The organism is Bacillus sp. JZ105 (assembly GCF_053903125.1).
Map to the genome: position 1 here is coordinate 773,933 of NZ_CP096387.1, position 18,359 is coordinate 792,291.

The following is an 18,359-nucleotide window of genomic DNA, read 5'->3' on the forward strand; positions in this document are numbered from 1 at the left end:
AAAATGGCGAAACAAAGGAAATTTGGAGGATACACGATATCCTCTAAAATCATGTCAGTCGTTACCGTAACATTACTCGCAACCGTTGCATTATTCGTTCTAACCTTTTATCTAGTGAGCCAGGATTTATCATCCCAGTTATTAAAGCAATTTGATTACCGATTAACAACAGATATTGATACCGCCAAAAAAGAAATCGATAACATCGATGGAAACGTACTCAGCATTAGCGGGAAGGATGATCCTATTTATGCTGAGATCAAAACGAAATTCGCAGAGCTTCAAAAAGATCATACGCTTGAGAACTTATACGTGTTATCTAATAAAGGCGGCAAAGAAAGAATTATTATACTAACCGGTGAAGAAAATGACTTTGATCAAGATTATGCTTTTTCAGAAGAGATGAAACAAGCGCTCTCTGAAGATAAAATGGTCAAAAGTGATATTTACAAAGATTCATTTGGTACACATAAATCAGTCTTTTTGCCAATTAAGGATTCAGGCGGTGAGCTGACAGGGATTTTAGGCATTGATTTAGATGCGTCTGTCGTGCCTCAAACAACGCAGAAGTTGATGATCTATATCACAGTGGCATCTGCCATTGTGCTTATCGGTGGATTACTCTTCTCATACTTCATGGGAAGAAGAATTGCAAAACCAGCACGTTCCTTGATGGAATCAGCGAATCGAATTGCTGACGGTGATTTAACTGGTATGGTAGAGGTTGAAAGTAAAGATGAGATCGGCCAGCTTGCCGCATCCTTCCAAAAGATGCAGGGACGGATTAAAGAGCTCATTTCGAAAATCTCAAACTCATCTAGTGAAGTGTCGAAAATGTCTTCACAGCTTCGTACGGTGACGACCGAATCAAGTCAAAGTGCGCAGCAAGTATCAGAAGCTATGACGAATATGAGTGAAGGAATCAATGATTCTGTCGCAAATATCACGGATTGTACGACATCCGTTGCAGAGATCGATACTCAAATCGAAGGCGTCACAAAAGAAGTCGACGAAATGAAATCTGTATCATCTGACGTACAAAAGCAATCAGAATCTGGTCAAAAATTAGTGAACCATGTGCTTGATCATCTGAATATGCTACATGACAAGATGACCAACTCAAAGCAGGCAGCAGAAGAATTACAATCTCATTCAACGGAGATTGAAAGTGTCATCTCAATTATTACGGACATTTCAGCCCAAACGAATCTGCTTGCACTGAATGCTTCAATTGAAGCGGCACGTGTTGGAGAAGAAGGAAAAGGTTTTGCTGTTGTGGCAGATGAGGTGCGCAAGTTAGCTGAGCAATCAGCGGATGCGGCTAAAACCGTTTCAGACCTTGTCATCGGCACACAGGAAAACAGTCAGCGCGTTCTTGAAAGTGTAGAGGAAAGTAGTAAAGCAGTGGAAGAAGGACGTGAGCAAATGGAAGGCACGTCACAAAATTTCGCTTTGATTTACGACGGTGTATCTCAGTTTTCAAGAAGAACGAACAATTTGCTTGCTTCTATTAAGCAAGTTGAGCAAGCATATCAAACGATTTCTACATCGATTGAGCAAATTTCTGTTGTATCAGAAGAACATGCAGCCAGCTCTCAAGAAGTGGCGGCAGCAACAGAACAGCAAAGTGCTGGTATGCAGCAAATTTCAAGTGCGATTGAACAGCTCTCTGACATGTCAGAGGACTTAGCACAAATGGTCTCAACCTTCAAAGTCGACAATAAATAACGAGAAAGGGCTAAAATATTTTAGCCCTTTTTCTCTTTTCAGCGAAGAAGGGACGAGCACCTGAGCGCAGGATAGACACCGAATGCGAGGGGGTGTCTAGATGCTGAAGCTGACTCTTGTGAGAGAGCCAGCTTTTTTGCTATGCTTAATCAAATACTTGCGGCGAAAGGAGAAACGCTATGGATTTTGCGCAGAGATTATCAGAAGAACGGATCAAAAAAGCGATGGATAACGGGGCTTTTGAAGGATTATCTGGCTTTGGGAAACCTCTGCCAAAAGATGATGCTGCTCATGTACCAGAAGAACTTAGAATGGGCTACCGCATCATGAAAAATGCCGGATTTGCTGGGGAAGAAACAGCGCTGAAAAAAGAACTCATGACTGTCAAAGAATTACTTCAATCAAGCATAGATGGAGAAGAAAGAAAGAAACTGTCTCTTATCTGTGAAGAAAAACAAAAACGTCTGGATGAACTTACATCTAAGCGCCAAACTTTTGCCCGCCCAGCCTCCTCCTTTTACAAAAATAAGGTCTACGAGAAATTAACGGAGCATAAAAAAAGAGGATGACACGCTGCCTCTCCCTGAGCACATTGAGGGAGCTTTTTTTATGTAAGCGCTACATTTTGTTGTTGACTACATGTATATACAAATATAAAATATAAAGTAACATGTATATACAAGTTTTTTGGTTCTTTTTTCTTATATAAAAAAACGATCTCGGAGGGGATAGTATGGCTGATTATCAGGCAGCAGCAGATCAGATTGTGAAAGCCATCGGCGGCAAAGAAAATATTGATCAAGCGACACATTGTGTAACAAGGCTGCGCTTTGTGCTGAAAGATGAAGACAAGGTGGATGAGAAAGCACTTGAACAAATTGATGAAGTGAAGGGATCTTTCTCAGCGAACGGTCAATACCAAGTGGTTATCGGCCAAGGGGTCGTCAATCGAGTATATGCCGAAATGGTCAAAAGGACGGGGATTGGGGAAGCCACAAAAGAAGACGTCAAGCGTGCCTCTGATCAAAAATTAAATCCATTGCAGCGTGCTGTGAAAACGCTTGCGGATATCTTTATACCAATTCTTCCTGCCATTGTCACAGCCGGTTTATTAATGGGGATTAATAATATTTTAACAGCTCCTGATATTTTCTTCGATCAAAAATCGATTGTGGATGTGTATCCGGCATGGGCTGATTTAGCGAATATGATCAACTTAATTGCAGGCACTGCCTTCACCTTCCTGCCAGCATTAATTGGCTGGTCAGCTGTTAAGCGGTTTGGGGGGAATCCGCTTTTAGGGATGGTCCTTGGTCTGATGCTCGTACACCCGGACTTGTTAAACGCATGGGGCTATGGAGCGGCTGAGAAGACCGGTGACATTCCTGTTTGGAACTTGTTTGGACTTGAAGTGCAGAAGGTAGGCTATCAAGGACAGGTTCTTCCGATACTCGTCGCCTCCTATTTACTTGCAAAGCTCGAATTATTTATCACAAAACGGACACCTGAAAGTATTCAGCTGTTAGTTGTTGCACCGATTACGTTATTAGTCATTGGATTTTTATCATTTATCGTCATTGGACCTGTTACCTTTGCAATCGGTAATGTTTTAACATCTGGACTTGTAGCCGTATTCCAGCAATTCGCAGCACTTGGCGGTCTATTATACGGCGGACTGTATGCAGCATTAGTCATTACAGGAATGCACCATACGTTCCTTGCTGTGGATATTCAATTGATTAACTCAAAGCTGCACGGCACGTTCCTATGGCCAATGCTTGCACTGTCCAATATCGCACAAGGATCAGCTGCACTGGCAATGATGTTTGTCTTAAAAGATGAAAAACAAAAAGGACTTTCGCTGACATCAAGTATTTCTGCTTATTTAGGAATTACCGAACCGGCGATGTTTGGGGTCAACCTGCGTTATCGATTCCCATTTATTTTTGCACTGATCAGCTCAGGATTAGCCGGTATGTTTATCGCCTCTCAAGGGGTGCTGGCAAGCTCAGTTGGTGTTGGAGGCATTCCAGGAATCTTCTCCATTATCCCGAAATATTGGGGGGCATTTGCAATTGGAATGGTGATTGTACTCATCCTCCCATTCATCGGTACTCTTTTATATGCAAAACTAAAAAAGAAGAAGGATTTTTCAGAAGAACTTAACTAGTGGTGGTGAAGGAAATTGAATCAGCAATCAAATGAACCATGGTGGAAAAAAGCGGTGGTCTATCAAATTTATCCGAAGAGCTTTTTAGATACAACGGGCTCTGGTACAGGGGATATCAATGGCGTGACGAAAAAGCTTGATTACATTAAAGAGCTTGGGGCGGATTGTATTTGGCTCACGCCAATGTATGAGTCCCCGCAGCATGACAATGGCTATGATATTAGTAATTATACAAAAATCCATGACATGTACGGTACAATGACAGATTTTGAACGCATGCTGAAGGAAGCGCATGAGAGAGGAATACGAGTCATCATGGATCTAGCCGTTAACCATACATCCATTTTCCATGAGTGGTTTCAAGCCTCGCGTGAGTCAAAGGATAATCCTTACCGAGATTATTATATTTGGAAGGAGCCAAAAGCGGACGGATCTCCGCCGAATGATTGGCAGTCAAAATTTGGCGGCCCAGCCTGGGAACTAGACGAAGTAACAGGAGATTATTATCTTCATTTATATGATGTCACTCAGGCGGATCTTAATTGGGAGAAGGATGAGGTGCGCAGGCAAGTATATGACATCATGCACTTTTGGTTTGAAAAAGGAATTGATGGGTTCAGGCTGGATGTCATCAACAACATCTCAAAGGATCAGCGCTTCTTAGATGACGCCGGACAATCTGTGCAAGGCGACGGCCGCATGTACTATACGGATGGGCCAAGAATTCATGAATTTCTGCATGAAATGAACCAGGAGGTTTTTTCGAAATACGATAGCATGACAGTTGGAGAAATGTCTTCAACGAATATCGCAGACTGCATTCGGTATACAAGACCTGATCGGCAGGAGCTGGATATGACGTTCAATTTCCATCATTTAAAGGTGGATTATCCAAACGGCGAAAAGTGGGCGATCGCACCATTTGATTTTCAAGAATTAAAGTCAATTCTGTCTGAATGGCAGACGAAAATGCATGAGGGCGGCGGCTGGAATGCGCTGTTCTGGTGCAATCATGATCAGCCGCGTATCGTCTCAAGGTATGGTGATGATGGCACGTATCATCAGCAGTCAGCGAAGATGCTGGCAACCACGATTCATCTGATGCAGGGGACTCCGTATATTTATCAAGGTGAGGAAATTGGCATGAAGAATCCTCGCTTTGAGGACATTTCGTCTTACCGTGATATCGAATCACTTAACATGTACGAAGTCATGCTTGAAAAGGGAAAATCAAAGGAAGAAGCACTCGCCATTTTACAGGTCAAGTCAAGAGATAATGCGAGATCACCAATGCAGTGGACCTCAGAGAAGAATGCAGGTTTCTCAACAGGAACGCCTTGGATTGAGCCAGCCCATAACGACATTTCGGTCGAAGCTGCGTTAAAAGACCGGACGTCCATTTTCTATCATTACCAAGCCCTCTGCAGACTGCGTAAAGAACTTGATGTGATCACATATGGCAGCTTCTCCTTACTTTTAGCAGAAGATCCAAAGATTTTTGCTTATGTGAGAGAAAGCAAGGATGAGAAGCTCCTCGTGATCAATCACTTTTATCCAGGGGAGGCGGACTTTACGCTTCCTGATGAGCTTGTGCAGGCTGTAGATGAGATGGAGGGGCAAGTCCTGTTATCCAATTATGAGGATGTGCCGGCACATATCAAGGGATTTACGTTGCGCCCATATGAGTCAATCGTTTATCATTTAACCAAACGCTAGAAAATGGGGCGGAGGGAAAATGAAAGAGAATAAGTTTCGAGTGATTTATGATCAGCTCGCAAGACGAATTGAGCAAGGTGAATGGCAGGATAAAGGCATCCTCCCATCAGAACATGAACTTTCTATCATGTACGACACGTCCCGGGAGACGGTGAGAAAGGCATTAAATATTCTTGTACAAAATGGCTATATTCAAAAAATCCGCGGAAAAGGCTCTGTATTGCTGAATCGGGAGAAAATGCAGTTCCCTGTATCAGGTCTTGTCAGCTTTAAAGAGCTTTCCCAAACGCTTGGCCGAAAGACAGTCACAACGGTTCATGAATTTGGCTTAATTAAACCGGATCAGTATATTCAATCTCAGCTGAAAATTGATGAACAGACAGACGTTTGGAAAGTCATTCGATCTCGTAATATTAGCGGGGAAGAAGTGATTTTAGACAAGGACTACTTCTTGCAAAAGCATGTCGAAGTCTTGACTAAAGACATATGCGAAGGATCCATCTACGAGTATATTGAGGGAGAACTCGGTGTATCGATCAGCTATGCTCAAAAGGAATTTGTGGTAGAGCCATGTACAGAAGAGGATGCGAAGTACCTTGATTTGAAGGGATTTGACCATGTTGTCGTGGTAAAGAATTATGTGTTCTTAGAGGATACGAGTCTATTTCAATACACAGAAAGCCGTCACCGATTAGACCGCTTCAGATTCGTCGATTTTGCTAGAAGAGAAAAAACGGACAGAGCATAGGCTCTGTCCGTTTCAATTTTTGGAGAAGCGGGGATATACAACGACAAGATCATGATTTATAGGAGGAAAAATGATTAGACTGAATCGACCACTAAAATTACGGGATTTAGAAATTTTTAGCGTGATGAAAGATCATCGAATATTATGTTACGTGATCATTGAAGATACTCGAAAACCGTTTACGGAAGAAGATCGAAAACTAGAGCCATTATGTTATATGGATGAAGAAGATATACAAGCGATTTTGAATGTGTTTCATATTTCAATTATTAATGATGAAAAGTTAAGTGAAGAGGATTTAACTCTTGTAGAGGATTATTTTGCTGATTTTGTGAATAATACGAACTTAACGAATTTTATTATAAGAGATTATGTTCAAGAGGATTTATATGCCATCGATGATGAAGATGATATCACGTTCTTCAATAGAATGCTGCGTCATATAGGATCAGATAATGTGAAAGAATTTGATAAGCGCAATTGGATTTATTTATCCCAAGATTGAGATGAAAAGAAGACAAAGGGCTAAAATCAAGATCATTTTAGCCCTTTGTCAACAATATGAGGACAGAGCATACGCTCTGTCCTTTTTTAGGATGATACATTTTTTCTTGTACGCTTGCGCTGGTAGTAATATAGGATACCGCCTAAGGCAAGCATAAGTACACCAATCAATACAGCTGTATACATCATCGTTGCTGTATTAGGCAGTGTGCCGCCTGGGAGTCCGGTTTCATCTTGGTTTGGATCTGTACCTGTACCTCCGCCTGGCACTGATGTACCGCCGTCTCCGCCAGTTTGATCTGGCGTTGTTCCAGCTGCCCCGCTTTGGTTGAGTACGGTATATTCGCTGAAGTGTTCAGTTTGACCTGATACGACCCCATTTTCGAACGATCCGTTACTTGTTTTGGCATAACGGTTTTTCTTGCGGTCTACATAATATACACCAGGTTTCTTCGCCTTTTGAGGCTCATCTAATGTAAAGGATAGTGTGACAGGATCTTTAAAGGTAGACACCTTTTTCTGATCTTGTTTGATTTGGAAATCATACGTATCCGTTAATGCATTTTTCACCTTATTCGTCTTTTTCATCCATATATCTGCGCTATTTTCGGACAAATTAGAGAGCGGTAATGCGAGTCCCACTTTGTCATGATAGATGGTGACGTTTGGATCTTGCTCTCTTTTCTTCAGCTCGGCTACCTGCGCTTTTGATAGAGACAATTGAACGTTTTTCGCTTCGCTTGCTTTGTCTAAATAGAGCAATGCTTTGTTTGTATGCTGCACATACGTTTGGAATTTCTCATCATCTTGAATGTCATAGGCGCCTTTTCCTTTCGCACGCGGAAGGAACACTTCTTTCACTCGATGATCGATGACAGGAGAAATATGCCCGCCGTCTGCCTGTTCAATTTGCTCTTTGAAGATTTCATAGTCAACATAGCCTAAGTCTTCGCCGTGAGAAGCTTCTGTAAAGACGCTGTAGCCATCTCCGCCTGTGCCGACAAATGCGTTTGTCGCCACGCGGTATGTTTTCTGATCATCAATGTCTGTTAGTTTGCCGTTTTGGTCTTTCAGTTTGACATCAATGAGTCTGCTGCCAGCTGGTTTACTCAGTGTAAACGTATATTCAATGCCGGCTACATGAGGGAACGCGCCGCCGCCTTCTTCAATCCCTGAAAGCCCTTGTTCGAGTGCTTTCTTAATTTGACTGCCTTTTAAATCTGCGACATAGAGTGTGTTTCCGAATGGCATGACCGTTAAAATATCACCTAAAGTGATATCTCCTTTTTCAATGCTGCCTCGAATACCGCCGCCGTTTGTGATGGCAAGGTCAGCACCAGCAGATTCTTGTGCTTTTTTCAGCATGCCGTCAGCAATAAAGTTCCCAAGGTTCGTTTCCTTCGCACGGACATGCTCGCGTTGTCCATCTAAGAGGACATCGGTAGACCCGACTTTTTCCGTTTTTAAATCTTGAATATCTGCCTTGTACTGATCGAGGATTGCTTTTGCATCAGCATCTTCTTTGACAGAGTCATCGATGGTGATGAGGTCAAAAGAAGATTCCTTTGGCTGTACGACTCCTTTTTGATTAAAGGCCACGTCTACTTTTCCTAAGAATTGTCCGTAGTCTTTTACCTGTGCGACAATTGTTGGTTCTTTCTTATTGACGACCTTTAATTTTTCAACAAGGGTGTGCGTGTGACCGCCAATGATTAAATCAATCCCGTCTACTTTTTGAGCAAGCTCAAGGTCACGGTTATAGCCGATGTGTGTTAAAGCAATGATTTTGTTGATTTTTTCTTCTGTTTGAATCGTGTTGACTGTTTCTTTTGCTTTCTTGTATGCATCCTTGAATTGAATGTTAGGACCGCTGCTGGATGTAATGGCCGTGTCTTCAGTCGTTAAGCCGAATACAGCCACCTTCTCACCGTTTACATCAAGCAGGATGTATGGGTAAATCCCAGCTTCTTTTTTCTCACCAGCTTTGAATGTGGCTGGCTTTTTCACTAAGCCGCTCAATTGTTTTTCCTTAGAGACATCAACGTTTGATGACACAATCGGGAATGCAGGCTTTTCAAATTGATGACGGTTTTTCGCATCTACATCTGATGCATCACCTGTCAGGAATTGACGAAGAACAGAAGGACCTTTGTCAAATTCATGATTACCAAACGTCATGGCATCATATTTCATTAAGTTCATCAGTTTTAGGTCGGCAAGTCCTTGCCATTTTGTGAAATATAGGTCACCAGAGAAGACATCTCCAGCATCTAATAAAATGTTGTTTTTGCTTTCGGCTCGAACTTCTTTAATCTTTGTTGCACGTCTTGCCGCATCATCAAGGTGTGCGTGTGTATCGTTTGTATGCATCACCGTTAAATTCCAGTTATCTGATGCAGGCGGTTCTGTTGTGCCATCCTCTTTAAAGGCTAGCTTGTACACGCCAAGACCATCTGTGCTGGCGTTACGAACAAAATCTACGCTGCTTGATTTTTCAGCAAATGGCTTAGCTAAAAGAGAAGATTCGAATGTGACTGTTGCGCCCTTGACTGGTGCAATGGACCAGTTTTGATCCGCACTTGGATTGATGGTTTTTTGTTCGATAATATAATCCATCAGCACTTGGCGGTTCTCATCAGCTGAGGCAAGCACCACTTTATCTTGTGTCAGATGCGGGAAGCCCCCGCCGCCAGAAGCTCGATAGTTGTTCGTTACGACTAAAAATTCTTGATTGTCAGAGACTGTTTTCCCATTGTAGGACAGGTTTTTGATGCGGTTTGCATTCGCATTAACAAGAGTGCCTGTTGTGCTGTACTTAGCAGGCTGCGTCACATCGACTTGATAGGTGACACCATCGATCACATCAAAGTTATACGAGCGGTATTCTTCGTTTAAAATAGGCTGTTCATTTGAATTGTTTGGTTTGATCTGATTAAACTGTCCAGCAGACATCTCAAGCCAGTCTTTCACTTCCTTGCCTTTCAGTTTGACAATCTGCACGGTGTTATCGTAAAGGTAGAGATCGCCGATGTTTTTAATGGCTAAATCACCTTTTGCGATATTTGTATAATAATTTACACCGTTTCGGCCGCCGGCTTTAAACGGGGCGCCTGCAGATAAAATCGGTAAGTTTTTGTATGACGTGTCCTTCATTTTTTCTTGTGCATACCATTTTTGTGCATCTGTCACAATTTGAATAGAAGGGTCATCCATCACTTGAGCAAAAAAGCTGTTAATGTCTGCTTCTGTTTTACCGACAGGTTTTCTCACATACTCAAGTGTGTTTTGATGCGTTGTTTGAATGGCATCTTTCACAGTGCTGTTTTGAGAGGTGACTCCTGTAACTGATTCAATCTTTCCTGTTCCGTCTGTGACCTTCCATTTGCTGCCGTCAGGCTCTAATGTTAAATCAATGACTCCGAGGTAGCTTCCCCAGTTTTTTGACATGACGACTGGAATGCCGTTGATCGTTCCTTTTGAGACATCGAATTTGTCGACGCCGCTATATTCAGCGCTTGGGAATGTGCCGTGCTGATGGCCGGACACGATCGCATCGATGCCTTTTGTTTTTGTGGCAAGGTCAAAGATCATATTTTCTGATCCTTTAGGTGAAGCGGTTTTTTCAATCCCTGTATGGGCAAGAGCGACGATGATATCTGCGCCTTTTTCCTTCATTTCAGGAATGGTTTCATTGGCAGATTCGACGATATCCTGCACTTGAACTTGTCCATCTAAATTTTTCTTATCCCACGTCATAATTTGCGGTGGAACGAATCCTATGTAACCGACTTTCACAGTTTGGGAAGCTCCGTTTGCATCTTTAAATGTTTTTTCTTGGATCACATAAGGCGTAAAACGGTGTTCTCCATTTAACTTTTTGACGTTCGCATTGACAATCGGGAAGTTAGCCCCGGCAATAGTACCGTCAAGAAATGATAATCCGTAGTTAAATTCATGATTGCCAAGTGTGCCTGCATCGTACTTTAGTTTGTTGAGTGTATGAATAATGGGGTGAACCTTTGTTTGATTGATGATACTGTCTTTTTCATTTTTGTAAACGTATTCTCCAAGAGGGGTTCCTTGAATCAGGTCTCCGTTATCAACAAGGAGTGTATTTGGATTTTGTGAACGGTGCTTTTCAATCAGCTCAGCTGTTTTTGCCAAACCAAATTCATTTGTTTCTTTGTCGCTGTAATAATCGTAATTCATCATGTTCGCATGAACATCCGTTGTGGCTAAGATGCTGACTTTTACGGCATCGCCGTTTTCTATTGCTGCATGAGTAGGTACTGCTGGGAGAATGAGACTAATCATCATAATGGAAGTGAGCAGAATAGACAGGTTTTTCCTTCGTTTAGACCTATGTGCTTGCTTCTTCACCTGATCTCCGCCTTTCTAATTTTTTTGACCACAATACCTATTGTAGAAATGTTTCGTTAACTTTTGTAGTTATTTTTTGCAGATTATTGTAAAGATAACATAAATCATACGAATTACCTTGTTGAGGAAATATAAATAAGTCTAAATGCTTATTTTCATCATGAGGGGTTATCTGATCGGGATAGGATGTTTGATTTCAATCTCCCCGGGTATAGTGTGTAGTGTAAACGATAATCAAGCAGGAGGGTTTCTACATGGGTAAGAAAATTGCAGTTGTATTAACAGATTACTTTGAGGATGTTGAATTCACCGAGCCTGCAAAAGCCTTTAAAGATGCAGGCCATGAGATCACAGTAATTGAAAACGAAAAAGGAAAAACAGTGAAAGGGAAGCAAGGAGAAGCAGAAGTGAGAGTGGATGCGTCCATTGATAACGTGAAGCCTGAAGACTTCGATGCACTGCTGATTCCTGGCGGGTTCTCACCAGACATTCTGCGTGCAGATGATCGCTATGTCCAGTTCACAAGAGCATTTATGGACGAGAAAAAACCAGTATTTGCGATCTGTCACGGGCCGCAATTGCTCATTACAGCAAAGACGCTGGAAGGCAGAGGCGCGACTGGATATACATCCATTCAAGTAGATATGGAAAACGCAGGCGCAAAATTCAAAGATGAAGAAGTTGTTGTTTGTCAGGATCAGCTTGTGACAAGCCGTACACCTGATGACATTCCAGCATTTAACCGTGAATCATTAAAACTGCTCGCAAAATAAGCAGTTTTGACAGGATAAACAAAGCCAGCACCTTGCGGGGTGCTGGCTTTTTCTGCGCATGAATGGAAGAAAGCGGCGTAAACCGCAATCTTAGTTTCCTTTGCACGATTATTTTCTTAAGTTTTTTAGCTCGCTTGCGATGGCTTGCATTTCACTTGGGCTGAATGAAGATTTTTTCATCACCATTTGGTGTAGAAATTCAATATCTTCGTACTTGTCTGGACTGAAGTCCTCGGCTTTGATGACTCCAATGTTCAGCATATTTAACTTTTGCGAAATGTCTTCAATCAGCTGATTGACTTCAGCCGCTTTTTGCTCTGACAAGGGCGGCACGTCCTTTCCTGCATATGTGTTGAATAATATGTCTATTTTAACAGAAAAGCAAAAGAATAAAAGGGCTATTAAGACGACACCGAGATGTTTTTCTCCTTTTTCTCCTGTTTAATTTTTTCAATGATTCGTTTTGATTCAAATACGACAACTCCTGACAAACCGATGAGGCCGATTAAGTTAGGAACAGCCATCAGTCCGTTTAGCATATCCGCTACGCCCCAGACGAAATCATTCTTAAACACGGCACCGAAAAAGACAGCAATAACAAACACAACTCGATAATACATCACATATGAATCTTTCGCCAAATATGTAAAGCATTTTTCACCATAATAGGACCAGCCAATAATGGTGGAATAGGCGAATAAAAGTAAGCCGATTGCAACAATAATTGAACCGATTGGTCCAAGGAAATGAGCAAAGGATAACGAGGTGAGTGCATCACTTTTTTCTGTGACATACATATCGGCCATGACAATTGTGATCCCTGTAATGGAACAAACAATCATCGTATCAATAAAGACTTGTGTCATTGACACAAGCGCTTGACGAGCAGGCATATCTGTTTTGGCAGCAGCAGCAGCAATTGGTGCAGAACCAAGACCCGCTTCATTGGAAAATACCCCTCTCGCCACGCCCCAGCGGATTACGGTACCGATCGCACCGCCTGCAACGGCTTGACCTGTAAATGCATCCGTAAAAATGAGCCCGACGGCACTTGGGACAAGATCCGCATTCATGACAAGAATGATCAGTCCGCAAATGACGTAGAATAAAGCCATGACCGGTACAAAAATAGCCGTTACCCGGCCAATACTTTTAATCCCGCCTAAAATCACGAGGGCAGTAAAGACCGTAATAATAATGCCTGTGATCCATGTTGGAATATGAAAGGTTGAATTCATGACACCAGAAATCGAATTTGACTGCACGAGATTCCCAATCCCAAATGCAGCCGTGGCGCCAAAAATAGCAAACAGCACCCCTAGCCATTTTTGCTTCAAGCCATGCTCCAAATAGTACATCGGCCCGCCGGACATTTCCCCTTTTTCATTTTTGACACGATATTTCACTGCAAGAACAGCTTCAGCATATTTAGTCGCCATTCCAAAGAACGCTGCAAACCACATCCAAAACACTGCGCCTGGTCCGCCGGCAATGACAGCAGAGGCGACCCCTACAATATTTCCCGTTCCAACCGTTGCAGCAAGGGCTGTCATTAATGCTTGGAAGTGAGAAATATCACCTTCTGATGTCTTATCTTGTTTTGAAAATGCCAGCTTGAGTGAATAGGGGAGCAGCCTAATTTGAATGAAGAGCACGCGAAAGGTAAGGTAAATCCCTGTCCCCACGATCAAAAACAAAAGCGGCGGTCCCCATAATACATCATTGATACTGCTGACAATCTGTTCTACCCATCCCATATGTATCCCCCTTTATTTGTTTATTTCTCCTAAAGTGTCACCTTTTTTTGTATAATGTGTCAATGCCAATGGGAGTTTTTCTTGCAAAGTTTTCAAAAGGAGAAGGGCTTGATATGATAAAGAAAAGGTTTTCGAAAGCAGTTCTTAGGGAAAAGATAGGAGGAGAATGAAGGATGATTCATGTATTATTCGTGTGTCTTGGCAATATTTGCAGGTCACCGATGGCAGAGGCTATGTTTAGAAAACGAGTAGAAGATGAGGGGCTAAGCGAGCACTTTGTCATTGATTCAGCAGGCATTGGCGGCTGGCATCAAGGCAGTCCTCCGCATGAAGGAACACGAAAGCTGCTTGATGAAAAAGGGATCAGCTATGAAGGGATGTCCGCAAGACAAATCATAGATGAGGACATCACAGCATACGACTATATCATTGCGATGGATGCTGAAAATGTAGGGGCACTTCGCAGTATAGCCGGCTATGGGAAACATCACTTTATTGGCCGTCTTCTTGACTTTGTTGAAGACGACGATCGAGATGATGTGCCAGACCCTTATTACACTGGAAACTTTGAGGAAGTACATGATTTAATTGAAAAAGGAATTGATCGTTTTTTGACGTATGTAAAAAAAGAGAAACACCTTTAACTGAAAGGAGATCAGACGAGATGGAAGAAAAAAATCAAATCATGCTTCGAGGAGCTGTGATAGGAGCAGCTTGCGGTGCACTACTGACATTATTTCATCGGCCAACGAGAATCGCGCTCAAAGACAAATGGGATGACTGTCAGGAAAAGCTGGCGGAATACCGTCAGGAGCCAGCCAGAATTTCTGCTTGTATGAAAGAAAAAATGGAAGAAACGAAGCAGCTGATGCGAACAGTCTCAGATGATTTGTCATTTTTAAATGAACAAGTCAATCAGTTAAAGGAAACAACCCCAAAAGTATTAGAGATTATTGAAGAAACAAAGGATCACTTTCGATCGAAATAGAAAGATTGATCATTGGAGATGAGGCGTATGGGTTTTATCAAAGCGTTAATTGAACGCTTTTTGCTGCATGAAGGACCGGCAAAATCTGCTGAGCTTGCTTACTTCTTTTTGCTTTCATTATTTCCGTTTCTCATCTTCGTGCTGACGCTCGTTGGATATTTGCCGCTGACGTCGAAGGATGTCCTAAGCGTCATCTCTGGTTATGCGCCAGAAGGAGCGCTTTCGATGATTGAATCCATTGCCGAAGAGACACTGAACAGCCGTAACGGCGGATTGCTGTCATTCGGGATTATTGCCGCCCTTTGGTCTGCATCTAACGGGATTAATGCCGTCGTCAGAGCATTTAACCATGCTTACGAAGTTGAGGAAAATCGTTCCTTCATTCTCGTACGTTTAACATCAATCATCTTAACCATCGCAATGGTTCTCACGATTATTTTTGCCTTAATGCTGCCTGTCTTTGGAAAAGAACTTGGCTTATTTCTCGCTGAACTAGTCGGGCAGTCAGATGCCTTTCTCACCATTTGGACGGCCATGAGGTGGATCATTAGCCCGCTGATTTTATTGATTGTGTTTACAGCCTTGTACTATTTCGCCCCAAACATTAGACTGAAATTGAAATTTGTTCTGCCAGGCGCGATTTTTGCATCGATTGGTTGGATTTTGGTCAGCATGCTGTTCTCATTTTACGTAGGCGAGTTTGCCAACTACAGTGCGATGTACGGAAGTATTGGGGGAATCATTATTTTAATGATCTGGTTCTATTTAACCGGCATCATGATTATCCTTGGCGGCGAGCTCAATGCGCTTTTACATAAGCGTAAAATCGTACCAGGCAAGGTGTGAAGAAATCCGGGCATCCTAAAGAAGAACGACCATGTTCAATCTTGATGGATGGGGGAATCACATATGTCCAAACAATCGAAAAAAGGCGGAAGCAACACGAAACAAAACAAAGGCCATCAGCCAAAGCACAAAACAAGCGGCAGTGCAAACGGGCAAAATGGTTATCATTAAATGAAAAAAACTCCTCTGCATAGGGGGACTGACCCCATAAGATGAGACAAATAAAAAACACCTTCAAGTTTGAAAACGGATCGTTGTGATCCGATATAAAACATGGAGGTGTTTTTCTATGGGGACAAGAGTGAGTTATCCGGTTGAAGTCAAACAGAAGGCTGTAGACATGAGATTGGCAGGCGTACCTATGAAAGAGATCATGCAAGAATTGAATATCAAAAATAAAACGCAGGTTCAAACATGGGTGAGGTGGCATAAGGCTGGGGATACACACCGGTTCGAACAGCCTGTTGGAAAACAATATACCTATGGAAAGGGTCCCGAGTACTCTTCCGAATTAGAGAGACTGCGGGCAGAAAATCGCTATCTGAGTCAACAGAATGAAGTTTTAAAAAAGTACAACGAATTGGAAAGGAAGTTGATAAGGAAACGTCAATCAAACTGGTAGAAGAATTGCGCAAAAAGATGACAGTACAGGACATCTGTGTCCATTTAGGCATCTCACGCGCTTCGTTCTATAGATGGAAAAAGAATCTGACTCAGAATCATTCTAAAAGACAACTAGAGAAACAAATCGGCACGTTGTGCCGAGAGCACAAGTATCGATATGGATACCGAAAAATTACAGCCATACTAAAAGTGGGAATGCGTATTAACCATAAAACTGTTCAACGTATCATGCAGAAAAACCAGTGGCAATGCCGGGTTAAAATGAAAAAGCGTAAGAAGAATGGGCAACCCTATGCCGTGGCTGGTAATATACTCGATCGGAACTTTCAGTCTGATCGCCCTCTTGAAAAACTAGTAACGGACATCACGTATTTGCCTTATGGACAGAAACAATTGTACCTTTCCAGTATATTGGATTTATATAATGGAGAAGTGATTGCTTTTACGATTGGTGATAAGCAGGACACAGACTTTATCTTAAACACACTTGATCAGCTCCCAGCACTGCCTGAGAACTGCGTGTTACATAGCGACCAAGGTTCTGTGTATACATCTTACGAGTATCAGAAAGCTGTTCATATAAAAGGCATTACCATGAGCATGTCCCGTAAAGGGACACCCGCTGATAATGCCTCCATCGAATCGTTTCATTCCTCACTAAAGTCTGAAACGTTCTATCTTAACAGCATTGATCGAACTACGACCAACATCGTAGAACGCACTGTCAAAGAATACATTTATTATTATAACAACATTCGTATTCAAACGAAACTAAACAACCAATCACCGATAAACTATCGGCAATTGGCTGTATAAAGGTGTTTTGATCCCTGTCTCAAAAACGGGGGTCAGTCCCTAGGTGCAGGGGAGTTTTTTTAATTAGAAATGGATTCATTGGGACTTTCCACCACTGCCTGCGTTCTCCCAAATCGAACGCAGCAAAACACAAATAAGATCACGATGCTGACAAGGTAAAGTAAATTCATTCCTTCAAACGTTTGCACAAAGAATCCTCCGAGTACTGGCCCGAGAATACTGCCTGCACTAAACGCCATTCCGCACATCAAGTTCCCGGCGGGAAGCAAATGCTTTGGCAATAAGTCGGTCATATAACTGATGCCAAGTGAGAAGGTAGAGCCTACAGCCATTCCGGCAATAAAGAAGCAGATGGCCACATCCAAAACGGATTGAATGAAAATACCTGCCAAAAGGAAAAAGAATGATCCAGCGAGTGTCACACATAAAATGATGCGGCGCCTGCCAAACCGGTCACTGAGCATCCCAAGAGGAAGCTGAAAGACAATGCTCCCAATGGCAAACGCAGGTAAAATAAATGCAACCGCATCTACTGTCACACCGCTTCTGAGTGCATATACAGGGAAGTTACTATTGAGCGTCGTTTCTAAAAAGCCATAGCAAAATGGCATCATAAAGGCGACCCAGCCAAATTGAAAGGCCTTTTTAAAGCGCTTTAAACTGTTTGTCTGCTCTGACGTTTGCAATTCGCCTGTATCTGGATATGTATTTTTTAAAACAAACACAAGCAGCCAAATACATAAACTAACGGCACCAGAAACAATAAAAGGCAAGGCTGGATTGATCTCAATGAGCGGCGTTAAAAAAGGGCCGGCGGCAAAACCGAGTCCAAATGATAATCCATACAATGAAATATTTCGTCCGCGATTTCTTGATGATGAAGCATAGGTCACCCACGTCTGTGTAGAGAAATGCAGCATATGGTCACCAATCCCGATCATGAGCCGGAGGAAGAACCAGACGACATAAGATTCAAAAAACACAAAGCTAAATAAGCTTAAAAAGACAGCGGCGCCTCCAATGACGATTAATGGCTTAAATCCAAACCGGCGAAGCGGTGCTTCCATAAAAGGAGACGCAAGCAGTACACCGAGATATAAGCCTGTGGCATGCAGTCCGTTTAACGTAGGAGAAGTACCGGCATGTTCAAAGATAATGGAAATGACAGGAAGTAATGCCCCCTGTGAAAAACCAGATACGGATACAAGTAAAATTAAAATCATAAAGTGAATTCTCGACATAAGATGCTCCTTACAAGTTCATGCTTTCATCGTACAATGGAACCATAGGGGTTTCAATAGAAAGGTGG

The 18,359-nt window shown here is 42.3% G+C and carries 15 protein-coding genes; 11 read left to right on the plus strand and 4 right to left on the minus strand.

Annotated elements, in window-relative coordinates:
* The first annotated feature begins 3 nt into the window (after positions 1–3).
* From M1D81_RS03815 to M1D81_RS03840, 6 genes are all read left to right on the plus strand, one after another.
* Positions 4–1,728: a methyl-accepting chemotaxis protein gene (locus M1D81_RS03815; RefSeq protein WP_133744867.1), complete on the plus strand. Its 1,725-nt coding sequence runs from the start codon at positions 4–6 to the stop codon at positions 1,726–1,728.
* A 179-nt stretch (positions 1,729–1,907) separates the two neighbouring features.
* On the plus strand, positions 1,908–2,297 hold the full coding sequence (locus M1D81_RS03820; protein WP_024425281.1) for a DnaJ family domain-containing protein: 390 nt from the start codon (positions 1,908–1,910) through the stop codon (positions 2,295–2,297).
* A 164-nt stretch (positions 2,298–2,461) separates the two neighbouring features.
* Positions 2,462–3,898 carry a PTS system trehalose-specific EIIBC component gene (treP, locus tag M1D81_RS03825; RefSeq protein WP_151040236.1) on the plus strand — a complete coding sequence of 479 codons (1,437 nt, stop codon included), beginning with the start codon at positions 2,462–2,464 and terminating at the stop codon, positions 3,896–3,898.
* A gap of 15 nt (positions 3,899–3,913) precedes the next feature.
* A complete protein-coding gene (gene treC, locus M1D81_RS03830) occupies positions 3,914–5,614 on the plus strand; it encodes an alpha,alpha-phosphotrehalase (protein ID WP_456265580.1) in 1,701 nt (566 codons plus the stop codon).
* A 19-nt stretch (positions 5,615–5,633) separates the two neighbouring features.
* Positions 5,634–6,362 carry a trehalose operon repressor gene (treR, locus tag M1D81_RS03835; RefSeq protein WP_034623146.1) on the plus strand — a complete coding sequence of 243 codons (729 nt, stop codon included), beginning with the start codon at positions 5,634–5,636 and terminating at the stop codon, positions 6,360–6,362.
* A gap of 70 nt (positions 6,363–6,432) precedes the next feature.
* Complete coding sequence (locus M1D81_RS03840) at positions 6,433–6,867, plus strand: hypothetical protein (RefSeq protein WP_024425277.1); 435 nt, start codon at positions 6,433–6,435, stop codon at positions 6,865–6,867.
* Between the two features lie 86 nt (positions 6,868–6,953).
* Here the strand turns inward: M1D81_RS03840 and M1D81_RS03845 are convergent, their stop codons facing one another.
* Positions 6,954–11,246, minus strand: a complete 4,293-nt coding sequence (locus M1D81_RS03845) for a multifunctional 2',3'-cyclic-nucleotide 2'-phosphodiesterase/3'-nucleotidase/5'-nucleotidase (protein ID WP_456265579.1) — start codon at positions 11,244–11,246, stop codon at positions 6,954–6,956.
* A gap of 254 nt (positions 11,247–11,500) precedes the next feature.
* On the opposite strand from M1D81_RS03845, the gene M1D81_RS03850 reads away from it, so the two are divergent.
* Positions 11,501–12,019 carry a type 1 glutamine amidotransferase domain-containing protein gene (locus M1D81_RS03850; protein ID WP_024425275.1) on the plus strand — a complete coding sequence of 173 codons (519 nt, stop codon included), beginning with the start codon at positions 11,501–11,503 and terminating at the stop codon, positions 12,017–12,019.
* Positions 12,020–12,127: 108 nt separating this feature from the next.
* Here the strand turns inward: M1D81_RS03850 and M1D81_RS03855 are convergent, their stop codons facing one another.
* Both M1D81_RS03855 and M1D81_RS03860 read right to left on the minus strand, forming a co-directional pair.
* On the minus strand, positions 12,128–12,343 hold the full coding sequence (locus M1D81_RS03855; protein WP_003214000.1) for a DUF1128 domain-containing protein: 216 nt from the start codon (positions 12,341–12,343) through the stop codon (positions 12,128–12,130).
* Positions 12,344–12,420: 77 nt separating this feature from the next.
* On the minus strand, positions 12,421–13,776 hold the full coding sequence (locus M1D81_RS03860) for an alanine/glycine:cation symporter family protein (RefSeq protein WP_456265578.1): 1,356 nt from the start codon (positions 13,774–13,776) through the stop codon (positions 12,421–12,423).
* A 173-nt stretch (positions 13,777–13,949) separates the two neighbouring features.
* On the opposite strand from M1D81_RS03860, the gene M1D81_RS03865 reads away from it, so the two are divergent.
* The 4 genes from M1D81_RS03865 (at position 13,950) to M1D81_RS03880 (ending at position 17,050) form a co-directional block, all read left to right on the plus strand.
* Positions 13,950–14,420, plus strand: a complete 471-nt coding sequence (locus tag M1D81_RS03865) for a low molecular weight protein-tyrosine-phosphatase (protein WP_024425273.1) — start codon at positions 13,950–13,952, stop codon at positions 14,418–14,420.
* 20 nt (positions 14,421–14,440) lie between these two features.
* Positions 14,441–14,764 (plus strand): YtxH domain-containing protein, encoded by a 324-nt coding sequence (locus M1D81_RS03870; RefSeq protein WP_041106306.1) that lies wholly within the window; start codon positions 14,441–14,443, stop codon positions 14,762–14,764.
* Positions 14,765–14,791: 27 nt separating this feature from the next.
* Positions 14,792–15,610 (plus strand): YihY/virulence factor BrkB family protein, encoded by an 819-nt coding sequence (locus M1D81_RS03875; RefSeq protein WP_024425272.1) that lies wholly within the window; start codon positions 14,792–14,794, stop codon positions 15,608–15,610.
* Positions 15,611–15,899: 289 nt separating this feature from the next.
* Positions 15,900–17,050 (plus strand): IS3 family transposase gene (locus M1D81_RS03880; protein ID WP_456265364.1). Its coding sequence is split into 2 segments (ribosomal slippage): positions 15,900–16,173 and positions 16,173–17,050, totalling 1,152 coding nucleotides; the frame shifts between segments, so codons are not numbered across the junction.
* 59 nt (positions 17,051–17,109) lie between these two features.
* Here the strand turns inward: M1D81_RS03880 and M1D81_RS03885 are convergent.
* The gene (locus tag M1D81_RS03885) at positions 17,110–18,291 is read right to left on the minus strand and encodes an MFS transporter (RefSeq protein ID WP_456265577.1); all 1,182 of its coding nucleotides are present in this window, start codon (positions 18,289–18,291) and stop codon (positions 17,110–17,112) included.
* Between the last annotated feature and the right edge of the window lie 68 nt (positions 18,292–18,359).

Bases quoted from the DNA above. Each gene is read 5' to 3' on its own strand.
- M1D81_RS03815 (WP_133744867.1), top strand. From the start codon at position 4: ATGGCGAAACAAAGGAAATTTGGAGGATACACGATATCCTCTAAAATC.
- M1D81_RS03820 (WP_024425281.1), top strand. From the start codon at position 1,908: ATGGATTTTGCGCAGAGATTATCAGAAGAACGGATCAAAAAAGCGATG.
- treP (WP_151040236.1), top strand. From the start codon at position 2,462: ATGGCTGATTATCAGGCAGCAGCAGATCAGATTGTGAAAGCCATCGGC.
- treR (WP_034623146.1), top strand. From the start codon at position 5,634: ATGAAAGAGAATAAGTTTCGAGTGATTTATGATCAGCTCGCAAGACGA.
- M1D81_RS03840 (WP_024425277.1), top strand. From the start codon at position 6,433: ATGATTAGACTGAATCGACCACTAAAATTACGGGATTTAGAAATTTTT.
- M1D81_RS03850 (WP_024425275.1), top strand. From the start codon at position 11,501: ATGGGTAAGAAAATTGCAGTTGTATTAACAGATTACTTTGAGGATGTT.
- M1D81_RS03860 (WP_456265578.1), bottom strand. From the start codon at position 13,776: ATGGGATGGGTAGAACAGATTGTCAGCAGTATCAATGATGTATTATGG.
- M1D81_RS03865 (WP_024425273.1), top strand. From the start codon at position 13,950: ATGATTCATGTATTATTCGTGTGTCTTGGCAATATTTGCAGGTCACCG.
- M1D81_RS03870 (WP_041106306.1), top strand. From the start codon at position 14,441: ATGGAAGAAAAAAATCAAATCATGCTTCGAGGAGCTGTGATAGGAGCA.
- M1D81_RS03875 (WP_024425272.1), top strand. From the start codon at position 14,792: ATGGGTTTTATCAAAGCGTTAATTGAACGCTTTTTGCTGCATGAAGGA.
- M1D81_RS03885 (WP_456265577.1), bottom strand. From the start codon at position 18,291: ATGTCGAGAATTCACTTTATGATTTTAATTTTACTTGTATCCGTATCT.